General features: G+C 56.1%; 19 protein-coding genes, 1 tRNA gene and 2 pseudogenes. 10 read left to right on the top strand and 12 right to left on the bottom strand.

The annotated features are described in order from the left end of the window. Window positions 1-28 precede the first annotated feature (28 nt). The 5 genes from EE896_RS17315 to EE896_RS17335 all read left to right on the top strand — a co-directional run bounded on the left by EE896_RS17315 (window position 29) and on the right by EE896_RS17335 (window position 4,209). The gene (locus tag EE896_RS17315; protein ID WP_003848321.1) at window positions 29-1,330 is read left to right on the top strand and encodes an anaerobic C4-dicarboxylate transporter; all 1,302 of its coding nucleotides are present in this window, start codon (window positions 29-31) and stop codon (window positions 1,328-1,330) included. A gap of 64 nt (window positions 1,331-1,394) precedes the next feature. Beyond that, window positions 1,395-1,709 carry a divalent cation tolerance protein CutA gene (gene cutA / locus EE896_RS17320; RefSeq protein WP_140916119.1) on the top strand — a complete coding sequence of 105 codons (315 nt, stop codon included), beginning with the start codon at window positions 1,395-1,397 and terminating at the stop codon, window positions 1,707-1,709. Then, window positions 1,685-3,385, top strand: coding sequence for a protein-disulfide reductase DsbD (locus EE896_RS17325; RefSeq protein ID WP_140916118.1), 1,701 nt, complete (start codon window positions 1,685-1,687; stop codon window positions 3,383-3,385). The genes cutA and EE896_RS17325 overlap by 25 nt, the downstream gene beginning before the upstream one ends. Before the next feature lie 62 nt (window positions 3,386-3,447). After that, window positions 3,448-4,026, top strand: coding sequence for a division control transcriptional repressor DicD (dicD, locus tag EE896_RS17330; RefSeq protein WP_003848326.1), 579 nt, complete (start codon window positions 3,448-3,450; stop codon window positions 4,024-4,026). A gap of 107 nt (window positions 4,027-4,133) precedes the next feature. Then, a tRNA-Phe gene (locus tag EE896_RS17335) sits at window positions 4,134-4,209 on the top strand. 374 nt (window positions 4,210-4,583) lie between these two features. Here the strand turns inward: EE896_RS17335 and EE896_RS17340 are convergent. The 7 genes and pseudogenes from EE896_RS17340 to EE896_RS17370 form a co-directional block, all read right to left on the bottom strand. After that, window positions 4,584-4,850: pseudogene (locus EE896_RS17340) on the bottom strand (VasL domain-containing protein); the annotation flags it as partial. Further along, a pseudogene (gene tssK / locus EE896_RS22905) lies at window positions 4,828-5,676 on the bottom strand (type VI secretion system baseplate subunit TssK); the annotation flags it as partial. The pseudogenes tssK and EE896_RS17340, both read right to left, overlap by 23 nt. 17 nt (window positions 5,677-5,693) lie before the next feature. Continuing rightward, window positions 5,694-7,241 (bottom strand): type VI secretion system contractile sheath large subunit, encoded by a 1,548-nt coding sequence (gene tssC / locus EE896_RS17350; protein ID WP_140916117.1) that lies wholly within the window; start codon window positions 7,239-7,241, stop codon window positions 5,694-5,696. A 24-nt stretch (window positions 7,242-7,265) separates the two neighbouring features. After that, entirely contained in the window at window positions 7,266-7,766 is a 501-nt protein-coding gene (tssB, locus tag EE896_RS17355) for a type VI secretion system contractile sheath small subunit (protein WP_039660626.1), read from the bottom strand. Window positions 7,767-8,772: 1,006 nt separating this feature from the next. Beyond that, complete coding sequence (locus EE896_RS17360; RefSeq protein ID WP_140916115.1) at window positions 8,773-9,942, bottom strand: Gfo/Idh/MocA family protein; 1,170 nt, start codon at window positions 9,940-9,942, stop codon at window positions 8,773-8,775. 10 nt (window positions 9,943-9,952) lie between these two features. Further along, window positions 9,953-10,870, bottom strand: coding sequence for a TIM barrel protein (locus tag EE896_RS17365; RefSeq protein WP_140916114.1), 918 nt, complete (start codon window positions 10,868-10,870; stop codon window positions 9,953-9,955). A gap of 150 nt (window positions 10,871-11,020) precedes the next feature. After that, window positions 11,021-12,046 (bottom strand): LacI family DNA-binding transcriptional regulator, encoded by a 1,026-nt coding sequence (locus tag EE896_RS17370; protein WP_039660629.1) that lies wholly within the window; start codon window positions 12,044-12,046, stop codon window positions 11,021-11,023. 327 nt (window positions 12,047-12,373) lie between these two features. Between EE896_RS17370 and EE896_RS17375 the strand changes: the two genes are divergently transcribed. The 4 genes from EE896_RS17375 (at window position 12,374) to EE896_RS17390 (ending at window position 15,699) form a co-directional block, all read left to right on the top strand. Continuing rightward, window positions 12,374-13,417, top strand: coding sequence for a Gfo/Idh/MocA family protein (locus EE896_RS17375; protein WP_039660631.1), 1,044 nt, complete (start codon window positions 12,374-12,376; stop codon window positions 13,415-13,417). Between the two features lie 18 nt (window positions 13,418-13,435). Next, window positions 13,436-14,314, top strand: a complete 879-nt coding sequence (locus EE896_RS17380; RefSeq protein WP_003855643.1) for a sugar phosphate isomerase/epimerase family protein — start codon at window positions 13,436-13,438, stop codon at window positions 14,312-14,314. Window positions 14,315-14,531: 217 nt separating this feature from the next. Then, window positions 14,532-15,395: a glutathione-dependent disulfide-bond oxidoreductase gene (gene yghU / locus EE896_RS17385; RefSeq protein WP_039660633.1), complete on the top strand. Its 864-nt coding sequence runs from the start codon at window positions 14,532-14,534 to the stop codon at window positions 15,393-15,395. A 10-nt stretch (window positions 15,396-15,405) separates the two neighbouring features. Continuing rightward, window positions 15,406-15,699, top strand: coding sequence for a DUF1330 domain-containing protein (locus EE896_RS17390; protein WP_003855645.1), 294 nt, complete (start codon window positions 15,406-15,408; stop codon window positions 15,697-15,699). 29 nt (window positions 15,700-15,728) lie between these two features. On the opposite strand, the gene EE896_RS17395 is transcribed toward EE896_RS17390, so the two are convergent. Together EE896_RS17395 and EE896_RS17400 are read right to left on the bottom strand one after the other, a co-directional pair. Then, window positions 15,729-16,823, bottom strand: coding sequence for a YncE family protein (locus tag EE896_RS17395; protein WP_140916112.1), 1,095 nt, complete (start codon window positions 16,821-16,823; stop codon window positions 15,729-15,731). Window positions 16,824-17,024: 201 nt separating this feature from the next. Beyond that, the gene (locus EE896_RS17400; protein ID WP_003855649.1) at window positions 17,025-17,963 is read right to left on the bottom strand and encodes a LysR family transcriptional regulator; all 939 of its coding nucleotides are present in this window, start codon (window positions 17,961-17,963) and stop codon (window positions 17,025-17,027) included. A 64-nt stretch (window positions 17,964-18,027) separates the two neighbouring features. Between EE896_RS17400 and EE896_RS17405 the strand changes: the two genes are divergently transcribed. After that, window positions 18,028-19,098: a tartrate dehydrogenase gene (locus EE896_RS17405; protein WP_003855651.1), complete on the top strand. Its 1,071-nt coding sequence runs from the start codon at window positions 18,028-18,030 to the stop codon at window positions 19,096-19,098. A 1-nt stretch (window position 19,099) separates the two neighbouring features. Here the strand turns inward: EE896_RS17405 and EE896_RS17410 are convergent, their stop codons facing one another. The 3 genes from EE896_RS17410 to EE896_RS17420 form a co-directional block, all read right to left on the bottom strand. Next, window positions 19,100-20,431 (bottom strand): glycoside hydrolase family 28 protein, encoded by a 1,332-nt coding sequence (locus tag EE896_RS17410; protein WP_003855653.1) that lies wholly within the window; start codon window positions 20,429-20,431, stop codon window positions 19,100-19,102. A 103-nt stretch (window positions 20,432-20,534) separates the two neighbouring features. Continuing rightward, on the bottom strand, window positions 20,535-21,350 hold the full coding sequence (locus EE896_RS17415) for a carbohydrate ABC transporter permease (protein WP_003855657.1): 816 nt from the start codon (window positions 21,348-21,350) through the stop codon (window positions 20,535-20,537). Beyond that, window positions 21,350-22,222, bottom strand: a complete 873-nt coding sequence (locus tag EE896_RS17420) for a carbohydrate ABC transporter permease (protein ID WP_003855659.1) — start codon at window positions 22,220-22,222, stop codon at window positions 21,350-21,352. Before EE896_RS17420 ends, EE896_RS17415 begins: the two co-directional genes overlap by 1 nt. Window positions 22,223-22,242 lie beyond the last annotated feature (20 nt).

Raw genomic sequence — 22,242 nt, forward strand, 5'->3', positions numbered from 1 at the left:
TTACCGATTTAATGTTCAGGAGTGATTCATGTTTGTGGTTGAGCTGATTATCGTCTTGATGGCGATCTGGTTGGGCGCACGTCTTGGCGGCATTGGCATTGGCTTTGCTGGCGGGATGGGCGTGTTGATCCTGACGCTGGGATTTGGCATGGCACCCGGCGCTATCCCGTTCGATGTGATTGAAATCATCATGGCGGTGATCGCGGCTATCGCTGCGATGCAGGTGGCCGGCGGCATGGATTATCTCGTCAGCCTGGCTGAACGCCTGCTGCGGCGTCATCCTCGCCATGTCACGCTGCTGGCCCCGCTGGTCACCTACCTGATGACGCTACTGGCCGGTACGGGTCATACCGCGTTCTCGACGCTGCCAGTGATTGCGGAAGTGGCGAAGGAGCAAGGCGTACGCCCTTCCCGGCCGCTGTCGATTGCGGTAGTGGCTTCACAAATAGCGATTACTGCGTCACCGATTTCAGCCGCCGTGGTCTTCTTCGCCACACTGCTTGAACCGCGCGGTGTCGGCTATATCACGCTGCTGGCGATTGCCATCCCCTCAACCATGGTGGGTCTCTTCCTGGCCGCGCTGGTGACTAACTTCTTAGGCCGTGAGCTGAAAGATGATGAGGTTTATCAGGCCCGCCTCGCCAAAGGCGAAGTCACGCTGCGCGGCGCCAGCCGTTACCAGGCAAAACCGGGCGCGAAAAAATCGGTGCTGCTGTTTCTGACGGGCATTGTGGCTGTGGTGCTCTATGCCACCGCAACCAGCGCCAGCGTCGGGTTAATCGTCAATCCACCGCTGCCGCGCAATGAAGCGATTGTGGTGTTTATGCTGACCATCGCCACACTCATCAGCCTGACCTGCAAACTCGACACCAGTGAGATCCTCAGTGCCAGCACCTTTAAATCCGGCATGAGCGCCTGTATCTGCGTAATGGGCGTCGCCTGGCTGGGTGATACCTTTGTAAAAGCGCATCTGGCCGAGATTCAGATGCTGGCAGGTGATACGCTAAAAACCTATCCATGGATGCTGGCACTGGTGCTCTTCTTCGCTTCGATGCTGCTCTATTCGCAGGCCGCCACCACCAAAGCCCTGATGCCCGCCGCGCTGCTGCTGGGCGTGACGCCGCTGACGGCCATCGCCTCCTTCGCCGCCGTTTCGGCGCTGTTTGTGCTGCCGACCTACCCGACCCTGCTGGCCGCCGTTGAGATGGATGACACGGGCTCAACCCGGATTGGCAAGTTTGTCTTTAACCATGCCTTTATCATTCCCGGAGTAATTGCCATTGCGCTGTCGGTGCTCTCTGGCTTCGTCTTCGGTGGGTTGCTGTTATAGCCCGCTCATCGTGTTACGGATGGAGCGTGCTATCATCGCCGCTCTTTTAAACAGGAGTCTCAGGATGAATGCTGTCGTTATCCTCTGCACTGCGCCTGATCAGGCCACGGCAGACCATCTTGCCGCCTTAGCGCTGGAGGCCGGACTGGCAGCTTGCGTGACACTGCTGCCGGGTGCCACATCCTGGTATCTCTGGCAGGGCAAAATGGAGAAGATCAGCGAAATCCAGATGCTGCTGAAGTGCGACAGCGATCATCAGCAGGCGCTGTGTGAATTGCTTAAAGAAGCACACCCTTACGATGTCCCCGAATTGCTGGCGCTGCCGGTTCAACATGGAGATAGTGAATACTTGTCATGGCTGCACGCATCTCTCGCTTAATTACGCTTCTGCTGACGCTGTTTATCTGTCTGCAGGCGCACGCATCCCTCTTTTCTAATCCGGCGACCAGCCGCTTTGTGCCCGTTGATCAGGCGTTTACGTTTGACTTCGACCAGCAGGGCGCTCAGCTTAATCTGCACTGGAAAGTGAAATCGGGCTATTACCTCTATCGCCAGCAGATCCACATCACGCCGAAGAACGCGACCCTCGCGCCGCTGACGCTACCAGCTGGTCAGCCGCATGAGGATGAATTTTTTGGCAAAAGTGAGATCTATCCGCAGGACCTGACACTGCCTGTGATACTGCAACAGGCGGGCACCGGTGCCACGCTCAGCGTGACATATCAGGGTTGTGCCGCCGCCGGGTTCTGTTATCCCCCCGAGACACGCAGCGTACCGGTGAGTGCGGTAGCAGCCAGCAGCGCACCTGCGCCGGTCAGTTCGCAGCCCGCACCCGCTAATCCGCTGCCCTTTTCCCCGCTCTGGGCGCTGTTGATCGGCATCGGCGTGGCATTTACGCCCTGTGTGCTGCCGATGTATCCGCTGATCTCCGGCATTATCCTGGGCGGAAATCGCCACTATTCGCTTGGCCGGCTATTTGCGCTGGCGATGGTTTATGTTCAGGGAATGGCGCTGACCTATACGCTGCTGGGCCTGGTGGTGGCGGCTGCGGGCCTGCGTTTTCAGGCCGCGTTGCAGCACCCATACGTGCTGTTGACGCTCTCTGTGCTGTTTATCGTGCTGGCCCTGTCAATGTTTGGCCTGTTTACGCTGCAGCTGCCCTCAAGCCTGCAAACCCGTCTGACGCTGTGGAGCAATCGTCAGCAGGGGGGATCGCTGCCCGGCGTCTTTCTGATGGGCGCGCTGGCCGGCTTGATCTGCTCGCCCTGCACCACTGCCCCGCTTAGCGCTATTTTGCTTTATATCGCGCAGAGCGGAAATCTGTGGGCCGGTGCCGGGACGCTGTGGCTCTACGCGGTCGGCATGGGATTACCGCTGATCGCTGTAACCCTGTCTGGAAATCGACTGCTGCCGAAAAGCGGTCCGTGGATGCAAACCGTCAAAGAGGGCTTTGGTTTTGTCATCCTGGCGTTGCCAGTCTTCCTGCTTGAGCGGGTACTGGGCGACGTGTGGGGATTGCGACTCTGGAGTCTGCTTGGCGTGGCGTTCTTTGGCTGGGCGTTCAGCGTCAGCCTGCGTGCCAGCAGCGGTAAGTGGCGCGTGGTGCAGATTGTCATGCTGGCTGCGGCGTTAATCAGCGCACGTCCGTTACAGGACTGGGCATTTGGCGGTCAGGCGGTACAGCATGCTGTGGCACCGCTGCCTTTCCAGTCCCTCCAGACGCCGCAACAACTCGCTAGCGCGCTGCAGCAGGCACATGGTCGCATCACTATGGTCGATCTCTACGCAGACTGGTGCGTCGCCTGCAAGGAGTTTGAAAAATATACCTTTAGTGATAGCGCCGTGCGCGATAGCCTGAGCAAGGTACAGCTACTACAGGCTAACGTCACAGCCAACAGCGCCAGCGACAACGCGCTGTTGCAGCACCTTCGGGTGCTGGGCTTACCGACCATTTTTTTCTTTGATGCGCAGGGCCGTGAAATCCCCGACTCGCGCATCACCGGGTTTCTCAATGCCGCCGATTTCCAGGCGCATTTGCAGAAACTTACCCCATAAACAACACTGGACAGGTCATTGCCCGGCGAAATTGCCGGGCCTGCATACCAGAGGAGAGTCACTTGCAGCGTGAACAGATACTCGAGCATGCATTGAATGTGCTTGAACAGAACGGCCTCGCCGCCACCCTCTCATTGGAAACCCTGGCGGGAGAGACTGAATTAACGCTTGATCGGCTTCAGCAGTTCTGGCCCGATCGCGACGCGCTGCTTTATGATGCGCTCCGCTATCACGGCCAGCAGATTGAAACCTGGCGCCGTCAGATTCTGCTGGATGAATCTCTGTCGCCGGATCAGAAACTGATGGCACGCTATGAAGTCCTGAGTGAGCAGGTCAGCAAAGGCCGTTTCCCGGGCTGCCTGTTTATCGCCGCCTGTAGCTTCTACCCTCAGCCCGATCAGCCCATCCATCAACTGGCCGAGCAGCAGAAACGCGGCTCATGGCAGTTCACCCATGACATTCTGGTGCAACAGGAGCTGGATAACCCAGGTATGGTGGCCGATCAGATGGAACTGATCCTTGAAGGTTGTCTGAGCAGGCTACTGGTGAAGCGTAATGTGCAGGATGTCGCCACCGCTCAGCGGCTGGCGGAGGATGTCTACAGCATCGCGCTGTGCCGCAAAAATGGCGCGCTGGCCTGAGGTTTTAACCGCTTTGACTGAAATTCAGGCAATCAGTCACGTTTCTTGGGGTTTTTTAGTGAAAGCCGTTGACGACCCGCGGCCTTTACGGTTTAATGCGCCCCGTTGCCCGAATAGCTCAGTCGGTAGAGCAGGGGATTGAAAATCCCCGTGTCCCTGGTTCGATTCCGGGTTCGGGCACCACAATTTAAAGAAACCCGCCTCTGGCGGGTTTTTTGCGTTCTGGAGCGAACCCGTTATCGAAGGTTCGATATACTCGCCACATCCTGTGGCTCGCCCTCCGGGTCGCGCAGGCGCGCGAGGCAAAAATGCTCCCGGCATTTTTGTCCGGGTTCGGGCACCACAATTTAAAGAAACCCGCCTCTGGCGGGTTTTTTGCGTTCTGGAGCGCCAGATTCTACACCTCAGCAATACTTTTTTATGCCACTCATCTTCGCTAAAGCCGATCCGCATTTCGTGCCTGACTCCGTTTGATGGTCAGTGATCTCTGGTGGTGGGTCAGATCGCCCGCCATATTTCTTTGGGTAAACGGATGAATTAACGAGTTTCTCCCGCGCTTACTCTTTAGCGGTCTGTTTAATTGCCGCATAGCGGGCTATCAATTGTTTCAGGTGCATCTCCAGTTGAACTCTGGCTGTGACAGGTAACGGTAAAACGGCAGGATTTGCGGACAACTCGCGCAGTTGCTCCTCAGCCGGTATGGATCGATTAAATGACTGCATTGAGGAAAAGACCACTGACTTCAGCTCACTCACCGTCATATATTTTCCCTTCTTCTCATCCAGCCCGTTTAGCCTGTCACTCAATTTCTGTAGCGTCGTCACCCAGTACGCCGTTCATACCCAACCAGAAAGGACCGTCGCCGAGCGGTGGAGCGGCCAGCAGATGAGTCCGGGTGGTCAGGGTGATTTTTGCCTTAAAACGCCAGCCAAGATAAACGCGCAGCATCACCAGAAAATCCTGATACAGCAGGCCATCCGGCTTCCAGCTTTGCGACTCCTGCTCATTATCTGTGGACAGAGCAATCAGCAACTGGCTGTTGGCATCCATCGCCTCTTCGCCAAGCGGCGTGTTACTGTCCAGCAGAAAATCGTTAACCGTAGTCCAGGTCAGCATGGTTCCCGGCTTGTAAGTGTCTCCCGGCCAGCGAAAGCTTTGCCAGTCAGCCATCTGGTTGAAATAGTACAGCTTTTGTCCATCAATGGTCAGTTGAGTTTCCACTACCTGAGGTGCCGGACGTGCCTGAAGTTCGAAGCTGATATCCCGCCAGCACTGGCGGTAGCGCACCGGACGCTCGGCCACCTCATCAGGTTTAAGGCAGTTACCGCCATTCGCGCGCATCAGCGGAAGAGCCAGAACGACCACCACGTCCTGTGATTCATCCTCAAGTGCCAGTACCGGTGGCAGATCGTCAGCATTATCCGTGTCGATAAGCGTGCCGTCCGGGAACCGAAGGTGCAGATGGCGGGCCTGCAGTCGGCCCAGCCTCAGCGTTTCTGATTCAAAAGCGACATTTATCACGCCCCAGGGGTGTGATAACCCCATTCGGGCGATACCTTCGGCAGACCAGGCCGCATACGCGACCTGTTGCTGGAAGTGCTGGGGAGAGACCATCACGCCTCTTCCCCATAACGGCTGTTCCGTTCTCATTGGCTTCCTGCCTTAGCTTACGATTTTGCCTTCGGCATCCGGGAAACCAGTGACAGGTTGACGTCCATCCCTTCCACCTGAAAATGCGGCACCGCATACAGCTTCACGCGGAAGAAGCCCGGGTTATCCTCAATGTCTTCCACCACCACTTTCGCATCGCGCAGCGGGTGTGAGGCCTGCAGCTCGTCGCCCGGATCGGTCATCTCCGTGACCAGACTGCGCACCCAGGTATTGAGCTCCAGCTCCAGCAGCCGGCGGTCTTTGGTGGTGCCGATGTTTTCGCGCTGGATCAGCTTCAGGTAGTGGGCAATACGCGACAGCAGGAAGATGTACGGCAGACGGGCATTGATGCGGCTGTTAGCCGTCGCATCGGCGGTGTCATACAGGGTCGGCTTCTGCGTGGAGTTTGCCGAGAAGAAGCAGGAGTAATCGCGGTTCTTATAGTAAGAGAGCGGAATGAAGCCCAGGTTTGCGAACTCAAATTCGCGGGTTTCCGGGATCATCACCTCTGACGGGATCTTCACCTGATTACCCGTACCCAGATCGTACAGATGAATCGGCAGGTCCTGAACGGCGCCCCCGGCCTGCGGGCCACGGATCTGCACACACCAGCCGTTGCTGATGAAGCTGCGCACCATGTTGGACGCAAAGGCAAACGCGGCGCTGGTCCACAGGTATTTGTCGTGATCCGGGCCTTTCACTTCCTCCACGTAGCTGAAGCTGCGCACCGGCACGGTGTCCGGGCCGTACGGCAGCCGGCCCAGCACGCGCGGCATCACCAGACCGATGTAGCGGGCATCGTCCGTCTCGCGGAACGATTTCCACTTGATGTATTCGGCGCGGTCAAAGTAGTTGCCGATGTCCCTGATGGCCGCCACCTCCTCCATGCTCTCTTTCAGGAAGAATTTCGGGCCGGCAGAGCCGATAAACGGCATGTGCGCGGCGGCAGACACTTTGGAAATACTGCGCAGCAGGGCGACATCCTGCGCAGACGCATCAAATTCGTAAGCGGAAATCAGCGCGGCAACCGGCTCCCCGCCCGGCGTGTCATACTCATCGATATAGGTGTGTTTATAGAGGCCGCTCTGGATGATTTCCGGGCTGTCTTCGAAGTCCTGACGCAGGTCTTCTTTGGACATATCCAGCAGCTCAATCTTCACGTTCTGGCGGAAATCGGTTTTGTCGACAAGGGATTTGACGCCGCGCCACAGGCTCTCTGTTGCCTGAAAGGCCTCATGGTGCATGACGGCGTCAAGCTGGCGGCTAATCTGCCAGTCCAGCTCCGCGATATGGTGGTCAATCAGGTGTTTGTCGAGTTTTTCAACCTTTGAGCCCGCCTTGGTCAGGCACTCCAGAAAAACCTGCATGCCCGCCGTCAGCCGCTCGTCCGCCGTGGCCTCCGACATCGCCTGCGCGTCCTGCCAGGTGTCCAGCGCACTCAGCGCGGCGACCGGCGTCAGATTGATTTTTTCAAACAGCGAGGCATAAATCCCGCCGGCTGCAGGACGTTCCTGCACCACACCTTCGCCAGCCGCGGCACTGCCGTTTTGTACAGACATCAGCATCTTCCTTATTAATCCGTTAAATCGTTATGGCTGTTCAGGGGCCAGGGCTGAAAGTTCGGCTCTGAGCTCTGCGCTTAGCGCCGGGTCGAGCAGGATGTTTTCCAGTGCTTTGCGGAACGTCTGGTTGTCCAGCAGGTTCGCCTTTAAATCACGCAGTAAACTTCGCATGGAAAGCATGGCTTTCAGCTGGGGAATCTGGCGGGAGACCTGCTCCGGGGTGAAATCCTTCATGCTACGGAAGGTCAGGCTGATGTTGTCTTCGCTGCCGTCACCGGCCAGCGTGTTTTTAACCGTCAGGTTTACTTTCGGGGAATATTCAGAAAGCACGGCGTCAAAGTTATTTTTATTCAGGTTAATTTTTTTGCGCTCGGACAGGGGCGCAGACGCCTGACCGTTACTGAAGTCGCCCGCCACCAGTAATTTCAGCGGGAGCTCGGTTTTTTTGCCTGCGCCTCCCGTGTGCAAATCAAGTTTTAAATTAATGCGCGCTTTGGGTATTTCGGACTGAAAGGAAGAGTCAGACATGGTTGTCCCTGTTCTATGAATTGACAGAAGCGGTCAGTGCCAGTGAGAAATAAACGGAAAAGTAAGACCCGGCCAGAACAGCTTCACGTTTCACGTCATCCGACGTAAATCAGAAATCCGGAATTAAAAGCGGGCGCATTCCCTTCACCAGCATGTCGACACGGTATTTCTGAGTCATTTGTCTGAAATGAAAAATTCAGATAAAACCCAGTAGGCGGAGTGTAGGAACGTTGAATGCCTGAGCGTAAACGGAAAGATGTAACAGAATATTACCGATGCTGATTTTAACAAGCCCGAATCATCATGATGATTTATAAGAATTTTCCTGCGAATCCCGATAAGGTCTTACAGAATAAGGGTGTGCAGTAAGCGGCTGATTTACATTAATCACTAAGCAGTACGATTTTCCATCAGTTGCGCGAAATATCTGATTTATGGCTTTATTCAATAAACGGGAAGCAGGAGAAGATAAATATTTAAAAAAACAAACAGCATTTACTGTGTTTCAATAAAAATTAATCGTTTGGTTATATCGGTGTTATTTATTTTGCGGAACTAAAATGACAACGCTGGTTAACAGATTGTTTCCGGAATAGTGAAATGACGCGTGCAATGACACGATATGAATGAGGGGGAAATAGAAATCACGTCTGCGACCTGCACATGTTAGCCGCTGCTGAATAAACATGAGCAGGAACAACAATCGTTCGGATGCAGACAGAGTGAGTCAGACAATGATGAGATGTGCAGCGTTTAACAGAATTATTTAATGCTCCGGCGGTCATGCGTCCAGGTACTATATCTCTGCACAGGTAATCGGATTTCTGGAACCCCTCATGCTCTGCTGCTTACTTTTCCTGTCAGCCATCGTTCCGGGCTTTAAGTAAATTAACCGGCCAATACGGGCTGTCTGGCCCATATCCAACCGGTTTATGCTCAGTCACAGGAGATAGCGCTTAACTTTATACCGCAGCCGTAAAGTCTGCTCGCTCACGTTATATTCGCTTCAGCACGCCACCCACACCGCTCCGGCGTCCGCTGATTTCACGCACTGCGCCACCCAGCGCACGCCCGCTAATCCGGCATGCACATCGGGATACCAGAAATCCTTCAGAAAGGCAGAGTCGTGGCGATCGGTCGCATCCATTGCCAGTGCGAAGCGACGATAAAGATTCGACCAGGCTTCAAATAATCCCTCGGTGTGCCCTCCGCCAATGCGGTCCTCTTCCAGCGCACGCGGGCTGAGATAGCCCATGCCGCGCTCCAGAATCCGCACGGGTTCGCCCTGCACTTCGTATCGCAGCTGGTTTGGCTGCTCATCCCACCACTCCAGACTGGCCTTCGATCCGACCACGCGGATCTTCTGCCCATGCATCGATCCGGCATTTACCGCCGACGCCCAGAGCGTGCCGACCGCGCCGTTGTCATACTCCATCATCACAAAGGCGTTATCCTCCAGTGGTGCACGCGACGTGACAAAGCTCTGGCGGGAACAGAGCAGACGCGTCACTTTTAACTGCGGCAACATCGTTTCAGCGATAAATAGCGGATGCGTCGCCAGATCGCCTAACACGTAACTCGGGCCAACAAAACGCGGATCGACCCGCCAGCGGGTGCTTTCACTCTGTAGCTCCACCGCTTCATTATGGAAGCCATGAGCAAACTGCATATTCACGATGCGGATCTCTCCCAGGGCCCCTTCGGCAATCATCTCTCTGGCCTGATGAACCAACTGATGCCCGGCATAACCATAAGTGACGCCAATAATTTTCTGCTTCTCACGACTTAGCTGCTCCAGCTCATCGGCCTCTTCGACCGTAAAACAGAGCGGCTTCTCGCATACAACATGTAGCCCGGCATTGAGTGCCGCCCGACAGATGGCGAAATGGGTATTGTTAAGTGTGGCGATCGACACCGCTTCTATGCCATCTTCGCGCCCTGCTTCCCCGGCGAACAGGCTGGCATAATCGGGATAACAGCGTTCAGGTGCCACACCCAGCGCCTGACCGAACTCGCGCCCACGTACCGCATCAAGATCAAACGCGCCCGCCAGCAGCACAAAGTTACCGTCACGCTGTGCCGCCGAACGATGGATATATCCAATCTGACTGGTGCCGCCGCCACCGATCATGCCCCAGCGCAGTGAGCGATTAGCCGCTTTTTTACCGTTAATCATGCTGTTGTCCTCAGAATCCGGTTGATCGGAGATAGTCCAGGCTGGCTTTAACATCCCGCAGGCTGGTGTCGGCATGGCGCGGATCACGCTCCTGTTCGATGGTGATCCAGCCCTGATAATTACGCTCAGTCAGCAGCCTACGCACCGCCGGATAGTCGATTGCGCCCTGCCCGAGCGGACACATCACGCCCTGTGCGCAGGCGGTGAAAAAGTCGAGTCCGCGAGAGAGCGCGTCACGCCAGATCTGCTGATTGACGTCTTTAAAATGAAGGTAATCGATGCGCGACCAGTACTGTTCCAGCGACGCCACCGGATCCATGCCGGCGTAATAGAGATGGCCCGTATCCAGGCATAAACCAGCGACCTCATGCGGAATGTCAGAGACCAGCTGCGCCAGCTCATAGGCAAACTCTATGCAGCCACCCGCATGCGGATGGATCACTGGCCGCACGCCATACTCCTGCCAGGCAATCTCGCTCAGAATAGTGATGTGCTGCATCATGCACTGCCAGTCATCCGCGGAAAGGCGTGGCGCTTTTTCTGACTGACCCGCATATTTCGCCCGCTCCGGATTGCCGAAGTCGATGATCACCAGATAAGGCGCGCTGGCTCCAGGTGTTCTGGCGGCTGTCGGCACGCTGGCGAGCGTGCGACACAAATTGTGAGTCAGCGTCACCAGCGCCGGAAAATGCGCCTCACTGACTAAATCATCAAAAATCGTCCCCGCCACCAGCGAAAGCGAGTGGGCATTAAGCTGCCGGGTCAGCTCATCGGCATTCACTGGCAGATAACCCCAGGGGCCGAGTTCGATGCTGGGGTAGCCAGCCTGCGCGGCCTCGGTCAGGACTTTGTGAAACGGCGGTAGCCAGGGATTAGCGGGATCATCCACGCCCCAGCTACAGGGCGCATTAGCAATATGAAAGGTCATGATATCTGCCTGTGCAGTGAGAACTGCGGGCAGTATCAAATAAAAATTTCATCCTGGACAACAATGAAAGTTTCATTTTTTGATAGAGATCGCGTTTAAAAATTGCGATAAATGATAGATTACTATCAAACATAGGCTAACCTGCTCTTTTTACAGGTTTTCACGCGTCACGATCTCAAACGGAACGGTGACCTGCGCAAAATGGTCGTGCTGCTCCGATCGGCTGTGGAGACAGGTATGTATGACCGCCTCTGCCATGGCATCAAGGCGATGACGCAGCATCAGCGTGATGGTGCCGTCAATCAGCGCCAGTTCATCACCCGGCAGCGGACCGTGGCACAGCAGATCGATCTCCCGGCGCCCGCTCTCACGCAGCGCCCGCACCACACCCTCTATGCCGCCGCAGGGCGCATAAATCATCACCAGATCATCATGGGTCTCCAGCAATTGGCGGGTTGCCTGATAGCCACCCTCTGACGACTCATAAGTCTTTAACGGTTCCAGTACCCGCTGACTGATGCCCGACTCACGCAGATAGGAGCGAAAACTGATCTCGCTGCTCTCCTGGCAGGTAAAGCGGTGATCGCCCAGCAGTACTCCGACGCATCCCGGCTTACGCAGCAGATGCTGCGCCATCCATGCGGCAGTGCGCCCCGCTTTTTGATTATCAATGCCGATAAACCCCGCATGCTCACAGGGCGAGAAATCGGAGAACAGCGCGTAGACTCGTACACCCAGTCGTGACACATCCTGAATGGCGTGACGAATCAGCGGATGGTCCAGCGCCACCAGCGCAATCACATCGCTGCGCTGAGCCAGCTGACGCAGCGACTGCGCCACCGCGTCCACTTCGTGAATGTCATGCCAGCAGAATTCAGGTTCGCGGCCCTGTGGCTGCTGCATCTTAAGCTGCTGATTCAGCGCTTCGCCCAGTTGCTGATAAAATGAATAGCGGGCAGGCAGCAGGATAAAGCTCACGCGCAGTGGAGCCTCAGCCAGCGTCGGGATGGCCTGACTGTGTGCCTGCGTCAGGCGATAACCCAGCTCGCGCGCCGCCGCCAGCACCTTCTGCTCAGTCACGCTGCGAACCGGCGCACGGCGGTTCAGCACCCGGTCTACCGTCGCCACACCCACGCCCGCCGCCTGCGCGATCGCGGTCATCGTCACTTTAGACATTATCCTTCTCCCTGCTGCTATCGGTAGCGTTAGCTGACGGCTACGCTTTTAGATTCTGTTAAATAAGCCATCAACACTTTATCGTGACACGGCCATTTCCTCTCATTTTTTTGATAGAAAATCAGTGCTAACCTTGATCACCCTCGCAAAATGAAACATTCATTTCTTTCTGCATTCTCTTCAAAACATCTATTTGCTAAAACGGATAAAAATCCCACACCGATTCGGTTGATGGGATCACATCATTAAAAGGTTAGAGCGACGACGGCGGGCTTTCTATAGTGGAGTCCTGAGCACCACCTGCCCGTACGTAAAAAAGGAAAAGCTATGTTCCCTTCAACGCTTCCGGCTCCACGCATAACGGATGCCAGCCAGGTTCCGCGTCTGCGCTGGGGCATTATCGGGCCGGGCTGGATAGCCGATCATTTTGCCCATGCTCTACGTCGGCATACCCGGCAGCAGATCACGGCAGTCGCCGCACGTGACCCGGTAAAAGCACAGGCCTTTGCTGACAAATGGGCAATCGGCCATGCCACAGGCAGCCTGGATGCGCTGCTGGCGCGGGAGGATGTTGATGCGGTCTATATCGCTACGCCTCACAACCACCATTTCCCCGACGGTCTGCGCGCGATTGCCGCCGGAAAGTCTCTGCTGATTGAAAAGCCGCTGGCACTGAATGCGCAGCAGGCAACGCAGCTTAAACAGGCCGCCGCTGCCGCGAACCTGCTCTGCATGGAGGCGATGTGGTGCAACTTCACGCCGAAGTATGACGTTATTCGTCAGTTGCTGGAGGATGGCGTACCCGGTGAGGTCCACACCCTGATTGCCGATCATGGTGAGTTTTTCACGCCGGATCATCGCATTTTCAATGCCGATCTGGCGGGCGGCCCAATGCTTGACCTCGGCAGTTATCTGGTGGCGCTGAGTGTGTTTGTGGGCGGCGGTGCGCCTGAAACGATCGTCGCCCGTGGTCAGCCCGTCCCGAATGGCCGCGTTAACGGTCAGACGTCGATGCTGTTTACCCATCGGCACGGCATGCAATCGGTGCTGAATACCACGCTGTTCAGCAACACGCCAGGCGGTGCGGTGATCGCCGGTCGCGACGCCACGCTGGAGCTGGCGGGCCAGTTCTATGCGCCTGGTGACTTTACCCTGACCTCCAGCGACCGGCGTCACCGCCTGCAATGGCAGGAACCCACTAATCGGTATGAACAGCTCAGCCATGAAATTAACCACTTCGCCTGGTGTATCGGCCAGAACCTGACCGACTCCCCTGTCCATTCGCTTGACCAGGCGATTATCACCCTGGCTGCGATGGACAACGTCAGGCAGCAGATTGGCATCACCTTCAATGAAGAACAGCAACTTTAATGTGCCCGGAGCAGAAAGATGAAAATCGCTTTTGATGTGGATGTAATCAAAGATTTAGGCATCACCCGTATGGTTCATCAGGTGGCCGACTGGGGATACAAATATATCGAACAGTCGCCACATCCGCAGATCAACCCGTTTTATAAACATCCTAAAGCCAGCCGTGAAATCATCACCGAGTACAAAAATGCGTTAAGCGCCACCGGGCTGGAGATCTCCTCGTTTATCGTTGTTTACCGATGGTCAGGTCCGGATGAGCTGCGCCGTCAGGCAGCGGTGAAGAACTGGAAGCGGATGATTGAGATTGCGGTTGAGATGGGTGTGCAGGTGATTAACACCGAACTCTCCGGCACCCCTAACGAACCGGAAATCTGTGAAGAGATGTTCTATCGCTCAATGGAAGAGCTGTTGCCGATCATCGAACGTGAAGGCATCCGCGTCGAAATTCAGGCGCATCCGTGGGATTTCTGCGAAGAGAACAACGAAACCGTGGATATCGTGAAGTCGTTCCGCAGCGATAACGTAAAGTATATCTACAGCGCGCCACACACTTTCTTCTATGACAAAGGCAAAGGGGATGTGAAACCGATGCTGGAGTACGCGGGTGACGATCTGTCGCACATGCTGATCGCCGATACCATGAACCATACAAAACACTGTCGCTATATCGTTAACCCGCCAGGCGTGGATGCCACCATCCACCAGCATGTTGGCGTGGGCGAAGGCGAAGTGGACTTCGATACCCTGTTCAAAACGCTGCGCGACACCGGCTTTGCTACCCGCACCCATAAAGTCGGCGGTGAACCGATCATCGCAGCGTCTCTGTTTGGCTATCCGGAAAAGATGAAAGTTCAGGCGATTGAAACCCGCGAACTGATTGAGCGCGAACTGCTGTAACCGACCTGCCGTGCAGTCATGGCTGGCTGCACGGTAATGTCTGTTCAGGACAACAAACGCCCCGCCTGACACACTTTTATTCACTTTTCTCTGATGCCGCGACCCGCCTGAGCTCGCCCCGTTTTAGCACACCCTCGCACAGCCAGCAGAGTTAAACCCCCTTTGCAGCACCTGCTACACTCCAGACCAATACCACACCATAAGGCGAACTTTCATTATGTCGGAAAATGCATATCAGCCCGCAAAAGTCTGGACCTGGGACCCTGAAGCCAAAGGTAACGGCGCGAAAACTAATCGTCCGTTTGCAGGTCCCACCCATGAAAAAGCGTTGCCGGTCGGTAAACATCCTTTACAGCTCTATTCGCTCGGCACGCCTAACGGCCAGAAAGTCACCATCCTGCTGGAAGAGCTGCTGGCACTTAACGTCAACGATGCTGAATATGATGCCTGGCTGATCCGTATCGGCGAAGGTGATCAGTTCTCCAGCGGTTTTGTCGATGTGAACCCGAACTCGAAAATCCCTGCGCTGAGCGACCACTCCGCAACGCCGCCGATTCGGGTATTTGAATCCGGCAATATCCTGCTCTATCTGGCGGAAAAGTTTGGCTACTTCCTGCCGAAAGATATCGCTGGCCGTACTGAAACCCTGAACTGGCTGTTCTGGCTGCAGGGCTCAGCGCCTTATCTCGGCGGCGGTTTCGGTCATTTCTATCACTACGCGCCAGAAAAAATTGAGTACGCCATCAACCGCTTCACACTGGAAGCGAAGCGTCAGTTTGATGTGCTGGATCGTCGGCTGGCTGATAACCGCTATCTGGCGGGTGATGACTACACCATCGCTGACATCGCCACCTGGCCGTGGTACGGCAACATGGTGCTGAATGACCAGTATGGCGCAGCCGAATTCCTGGATGTGCAGTCCTATAAAAATGTGGTGCGCTGGGCGAAAGAGATCGCACAGCGTCCTGCCGTTATTCGTGGCCGCAAGGTCAACCGCGTCATGGGCGACCCGGCCGATCAGCTGCATGAGCGTCATGATGCGGCTGACTTCGATACCGAAACCCAGGATAAAAAAGCGTAAGGAGAGACCTGTGAGTGCATACGTTGTATTTATTCGTGATAACACCCTGAACCAGGACGAAATGGCGATCTACGCCGAGAAAGCGGGCCAGGCGCGCGGCGATCATCAGATCAATCCTCTCGCCTTTTATGGCGAGCTGGAAACGCTGGAAGGTCAGGAAGCAGAAGGTGTGGTAATTCTGGAATTCGCGAGCCGTGAAGAAGCACATGCATGGTATGACAGCCCGGAATATCAGGCTGCCAAAGCGCACCGTCTGAAAGGCGCGAACTATCGCGTGGTGCTGGTCGAGGGTGTGGCTAAGTAAGATTTCAGGCGGCAGCGATGCCGCCTTTTTTATTGCAGCGTGATACGCGCCACGCCATCCAGAAGCCGATGGCTGTGGTCGTCATTGAAGCCCTGCTTCAGAGTCACATACAGTGTCTGGCCGTCCGGTGAGACCAGCAGGCTTTCTGGATGCCCCTCAAACGACCAGCTGTTTTTCACTTCATACGTGGTGCCATCCAGCTGCAGCACCTTCTTCGATTCGCGCTGGCTGATATAAATCTCATTGCGCTTACCGTTAAACTTAATCCCCACTGAATCGCCTGGATCAAGACGCTGAATCACCTTGCCGCTGCGCTCATCAAACACCAGGATATTTTTCTCTTTGGCGTTATCCGTGACAAACAGGCGACCGGTTGCCGGATCTTCTGCCATATTCAGGAACTGAGTGTCCTGTCCATCACCTGCCGTCAGGCGCTGCTCGATTTTGTGATTGCGCGGATTGATCACCAGGATTTCACCACTGCCGTTCGCCGCATAAATGCGATCGCTGACTGGCGAGAAGATAATGCCTGTGACACCTTTGCCAGCATTTTTAATCCGGGCTTTCAGCGTCAGGGTTTTCGCATCAACGACCCAGATCACGCCAGGTTCGTCTGCGCCGCCGACATAGAGCAGCCCGTCATGCAGAAAGATCTCGCGGGTTTTCACCGGCGATCCTTTCTCATTCTTCTCGTCAAACATCAGGCGCTTCAGCACGTTGCCGGTATCGGGATCGATCTTAGCGATGCCACCATCCACTGATTGGGTGGTGTAAAGCGCGCTGCCATCCTGTCCACTGCTCAGACCCGCATTTTTCAGATCGTAATGCCCCGCCCCGGTGCTTTGCAGTGTGGTGCCATCAAGACGATAGATCATGCCGCCACTGATATCCTTGCCCTCGGGCGCACTGGCCACATAGAGCGTATTTTTGGCGGGCAGATACGCCATCTCATATAATCCGTCGCCCAGCTCGCGCTGAATCAGATTATCGGGGCTGGAGGGCTGCATCACCATCAGCGCATTGCCATCCACTTTTTTTGCTCTCATCTGGCACGCCGTCAGGCTGAAGGTGGTGACTATCGCCAGTGCGAGTGCCGCTTTACGCGAGCTGAACAACGCTTTCATAGTTAAATCCCCTATCCATCTGCTGCTCCCGGCAGGCCGCAACACAGCGGGCAGGCAGGGAAGAAAAAGAATGAGAATCATACGCATCACTAAAAAGGGTGTAAACGCAACGGCACCCTGAAGCAACCGAATCAGCTTAATGCGGTATATTTATTGTCCACAGGCGATTTTCCGTGCCCGCCGCTCAATATAAAACCTCAACTAATCAACAACCTGAAGATTATTCTGCAAAAACGCCACAAACGCGGTAATACGAGCAGGAAGCTGGCGTTGCGCCTGCCAGACCGCAAAGATATCACCATCAGGTGCCTGCCAGTCCGGTAGCACCGGCAACAATTCGCCCGCAGCCAGGCTGTGTTGCGCATCCCACCAGGAACGCAGCAGAATGCCATGTCCATCCATCGCCAGCCGCATCGCTACTTCACCATCGTTGGTGATCAGGCTGCCGCGCACTTTCTGGCTGATGCTCTGTTCACCGCAGGTCATCCGCCACAGGGTAAAATCGCTGTCGTGCTGACGCAATAAAATGCAGTTGTGCTGCGCCAGATCGCGCACAGTGGCAGGCAGGCCGTGCCGGGCAGCATAGGCGGGCGAACAGCAGAGGATACGCGGATTGGTTCGCAGTTTGCGTGCCACCAGCCGCGAGTCAGGCGGCTCCCCAACGCGGATATCGATATCCATGTGCGCATCAAGAAAATTAAGCGGCTGGCTGCTGAGTTGTAACGACAGTGAGAGCTGCGGATGCAGCGCGGCAAAAGCCGAGACGCAGGGCGCGATATGGCGACGGCCAAAACCAAAGGAGGCGTTGATGTTGAGGGTGCCGCGCAGCTGGGCTGTTTCACCGCTGACCGCCTCTTCCAGCGCCGCAAGCTGATCCAGCAGCGGACGCGCGCCCGCCAGATAACGGCGGCCTTCCGGCGTCAGTTCCAGCCGGCGTGTGGTGCGGCGCAGCAATTGCACACCAAGGCGCTGCTCCAGCTGGCTCAGACGTTTGCTTACCGCTGCCAGTGACAGGCCCAGTTCGCGCGCCGCCGCAGTCAGACTATCCAGCGCGGCCAGGCGAACAAAGAAGGCTAAGTCATCAGTGGAGGTGCGGGATTCTCTACTTTGATTCAACAATGGATTGCCTTTCAGGCTCATTATTTCCCCGGAATCGACAGTTATACTGCGTACACAATTCGAACATCAACCGGAAAGGTGCCCTGTGACTGATAAAATCTACTCTATTGCTGTGATCCCTGGCGATGGCATCGGCAAAGAAGTGATGCCGGAAGGCGTCCGTGTAATGAATGCGGCTGCTGAGAAATTTAACATTCCGCTGCGCTGGGAGTGGTTCGATTACGCCAGCGCTGACTACTGGCAGCAGCATGGCAAAATGCTGCCTGACGACTGGTTTCCGCAGCTGAAAGCCTTTGACGCGATTTATTTTGGCGCGGTCGGCTGGCCCGATGTGGTGCCCGACCATGTTTCACTGTGGGGCTCGCTGCTACAGTTCCGCCGTGAGTTCGACCAGTACGTCAATCTGCGTCCGGTGCGACTGATGCCAGGGGTGAAAGCGCCGCTGGCAAACCGTCAGCCTGGCGACATCGACTTCTATGTGGTGCGTGAAAACACCGAAGGTGAATACTCCAGCGTGGGTGGCACCATGTTTCCTGGCACCGACCGTGAAGTGGTGATTCAGGAGACGGTGATGACGCGCACTGGTGTTGACCGCATCCTGAAGTTTGCTTATCAGCTGGCGCAGAGCCGGCCGAAGAAGCACATGACCTCCGCCACCAAATCCAACGGCATCGCTATCACCATGCCTTACTGGGACAGCCGCGTCGAAGCGATGTCCGGCCAGTTCCCCGAGGTTCGCGTCGACAAGTATCATATTGATATTCTTACCGCCAACTTCGTGCTGCACCCGGACTGGTTTGATGTAGTGGTGGCCAGCAACCTGTTTGGGGATATCCTCTCCGATCTCGGCCCGGCCTGTACCGGCACCATTGGCATTGCGCCCTCCGCCAATATTAACCCGGAAGGCCTGTTTCCCAGCCTGTTTGAGCCGGTTCACGGTTCTGCGCCGGATATCGCAGGCAAAGGCATCGCCAATCCTATCGGGCAGATCTGGTGTGGGGCGATGATGCTGGAGCATCTCGGCTACAAAGCGGCGGGTGATGCGGTGTTAAATGCAATTGAACGTACGCTGGCGGCGGGAGAGCATCTGACGCGCGACCTCGGCGGCAACGCCAGCACCGAAGAGCTCGGCGCGGCCATCGCCGCCGCGCTGTAAATCAGTCCGGCAACTGCACCACGCATTCAGCATGCCAGCCTGGCGGTAACGGCGCGGGCCTGTTGATCACCAGGTTGTGCAGTTGCAGGTTCTCTACCCCGCGCGCAAACAGGCCCGGCAAACCGCCGGGATAGCGCTCTACGCCAAAGGCTTCACCGGTTTTCGGGTCAAGTTTGTAGGCGTTATCCAGCCCCATGCCGGTCGGTGAGTCGGGGTTACAGGGTGGTCGCACGTCATAGTGTCCCTGCGTCATCGGCGACACGGTCTGCCGCATCTGAAGCTGGCTGATAACCACATCGCGTATCCAGCCCGGTTCTGCCGCATGCAGGTTAACCGCCCCTTCTGCTACACCTGTCATGTTGCTGAACTGCACCTGCTCAACGATGCCAGGCGTGATGGCAGGATCGCGGCGGCGCACCGAAATATGCAGCGGATCGGCTTTGCCCCAGTGACAGGGCGGCGCGTGGTGACAGGCAAAAGTCAGGTTACTGAACAGCAGACGGCGTATCGCACCGCCGTCACGCGACAGAATGCCGATGCCCCGGTTGGAATCAAAAATAGTGCAGCCGGTTACCGTGACATCTTCCACATCATCCCAGGTTTCGGTGCCGATTTTAAAGGCGCAGCTGTAACTGCGCAGCAGACAGTTGGTGATCATAATCTGCCGCGCCGGACGCCGCAGCGCGGCCGGTTTGTGGGTGGTTTTAATGCAGATAGCGTCATCGGCGGCACTGAGGTAGCTGTTGCTGACAAATACCGCCTCGCATCCGTCAATATCCAGCGCATCGGTATTCGGCATGGTCATGGCGTTGTCGATAGTGAGATGGTCGATATGCACATGGCGACAGCTCACCAGATGCACCGTCCACATCGGCGCCTGCACGATGGTAAAGGCGGTCAGCGTCACCTGCTCGCAATCTTCAAACACGATAATGCGCGGCCGGTCAGGACGCGGCAGGCGATAACCCTGCTCATCCCGCTCAGCGGCGAACCAGGCTTCACCCTCGCCATCGATGCGGCCAGTGCCGCTGATAGTGATATTGCGCTGGCCCAGCGCATAGAGCAGCACGTTATGGGACTTCTCAGCACAGCTGAGTGCCTGCACCGCCTGGTAGTCAGCCAGCCGCGGACTGGCGATCAGCACCGCACCCGCTTCCAGGTGCAGTTCAAAATCAGATGGCAGATTCAGGCAGCCGCTGCGATAACGCCCGGCAGGCAAGGTAAGACGCCCCCCGCCGGCCGCCGCAATCTGATCCATGGCGCGCTGCAGCACGGCCGTGTCCGGGGTTTCGCCATCGGCGACAGGATGAAAATCAGCAAGGGAAAGGTGCATCATGCGTCTCCCGCAGGATTGAGGAAGAGAAATTCCAGCACGACACGGCGCGGGAAACCTTTGTCTGGTCGCCAGTACGCCGTTTCGTGCGGGATATCACAAATTACTTCACGGCCCCTTCAGTGACGCCGCTGATAAACTTGCGCTGGAAAATCAGGAACACCACGATCAGCGGCATAATCACAATCATTGCGCCCGCCATCAGCACCGGAATGTCGATGGTGTTTTTGTTCTGGAAAAACATCATGCCAATCGGCAGCGTGCGCAGCTCATCCTTGTTGACCAGAATCAGTGGGATCAGAAACTCGTTCCAGGTCCAGATAAACAGCAGCAGCCCCAGCGTCGACAGCGTTGGCCAGATTGCCGGCACCAGAATGCCCCACAGAATTTTGACCCGCGACGCCCCATCCATCACCGCCGCTTCTACCAGCTCTTTCGGCACCTGCTGAAACGCGCTGGCGATCATCAGCGTGGTAAAGGGCAGCGACAGGGCGATTTGCGGCAGGATCAGCGCCAGATAGGTGTTGGTGAGCCCCATCCAGCGCAGCTCGTGATAGAGCGGAATGATAAAGGCTTCACTCGGCAGCACCATCCCCAGGGCCAGCATCGCCCCAATCACTTTTTTACCAGGGATCTTCAGCCAGGCGAAACCAAAACCAGCCAGAATACCCAGCAGCACGCTGAACAGTACGACCGGAATCACCACCAGCACCGAGTTGAGGAAGTAGACGTTAAAATGCCCCTGCTGCCACGCGGTCACGTAGTTTTTGAAATTCAGCGAGGCTGGCAGCGTGAAGATGCCCTGAAACAGCTCCATCTGGGTTTTAAACGAGGTCATCAGCGCCATCAGAAACGGCAGAATCGTCATCAGCGCTACGATCCAGATCAGCGCGCGTGAAATCACCGGCGTGCTTCGCATCAGTAACGCTCCTTTAAGGCCAGATGAATCAGATAGTTGATCCCTAAAACAATAATCATGCTGAACACCGCCACCGACGAGGCGTAGCCAAAGTAGTGCAGGTCAAAGCCCTGCTTATACATAAAGATGTTGGTGACCATGGTGGAGGTGCCTGGGCCGCCCTGCGTCATCACATAGACCAGGTCAAAGGCTTTCAGGCTGGCGATCACCGTCAGCAGCAGCGCAATCCGCAGCTCGGGCCGCAGGCCGGGCAGCGTAATACGCATAAATTTCTGACGGCGCGATGAGCCATCCAGATCGGCGGCTTCCAGCAGTGAGGGATCCATACGCTGCAGGCCTGCCATAAACAGCACCAGACAGAAGCCGAAGAAGTACCAGGTCGCGACCAGACCGACAGCGGGCAGCGCCCAGGTAAAATCACCCAGCCAGGAGAGCGCCAGCTGGGGCAATCCGATCGCGCGTAATATCTGGTCGATGGGGCCAAACGCCGGGTTATAGAGCCAGCGCCATACTACACCCAGCACCGCCATTGGCATGATATAGGGCAGGAAGAAGAGAATGCGCAGCACGCTACGTTCGTTATTGTTGCGCGTGTCATACAGAAAGCTGCAGAGCAGCAGGCCGACGCCAATCGGCAACAGGGTATAGAACAGCATCAGGATGGCGTTATTGCCCAGCGCAATCCAGAACACCGGATCGCTGAACATCCGCATGTAGTTGCTGATGCCACTAAACACCGGCAGTGAGGTGCCGTCCCATTCGGTAAAACTGATGCCCAGCGAGGCCAGCAGCGGGAAGAGCAGAAACACCGCATAGACCAGCACCGCAGGCAGAACATAGAGGAAATTACGCCAGCTGCTTAAATTCAACATAACCCTACTCGTGGTTCAGA

Origin of the sequence: Pantoea eucalypti (assembly GCF_009646115.1) — a bacterium.
Classification (GTDB): Bacteria; Pseudomonadota; Gammaproteobacteria; order Enterobacterales; family Enterobacteriaceae; genus Pantoea; species Pantoea eucalypti.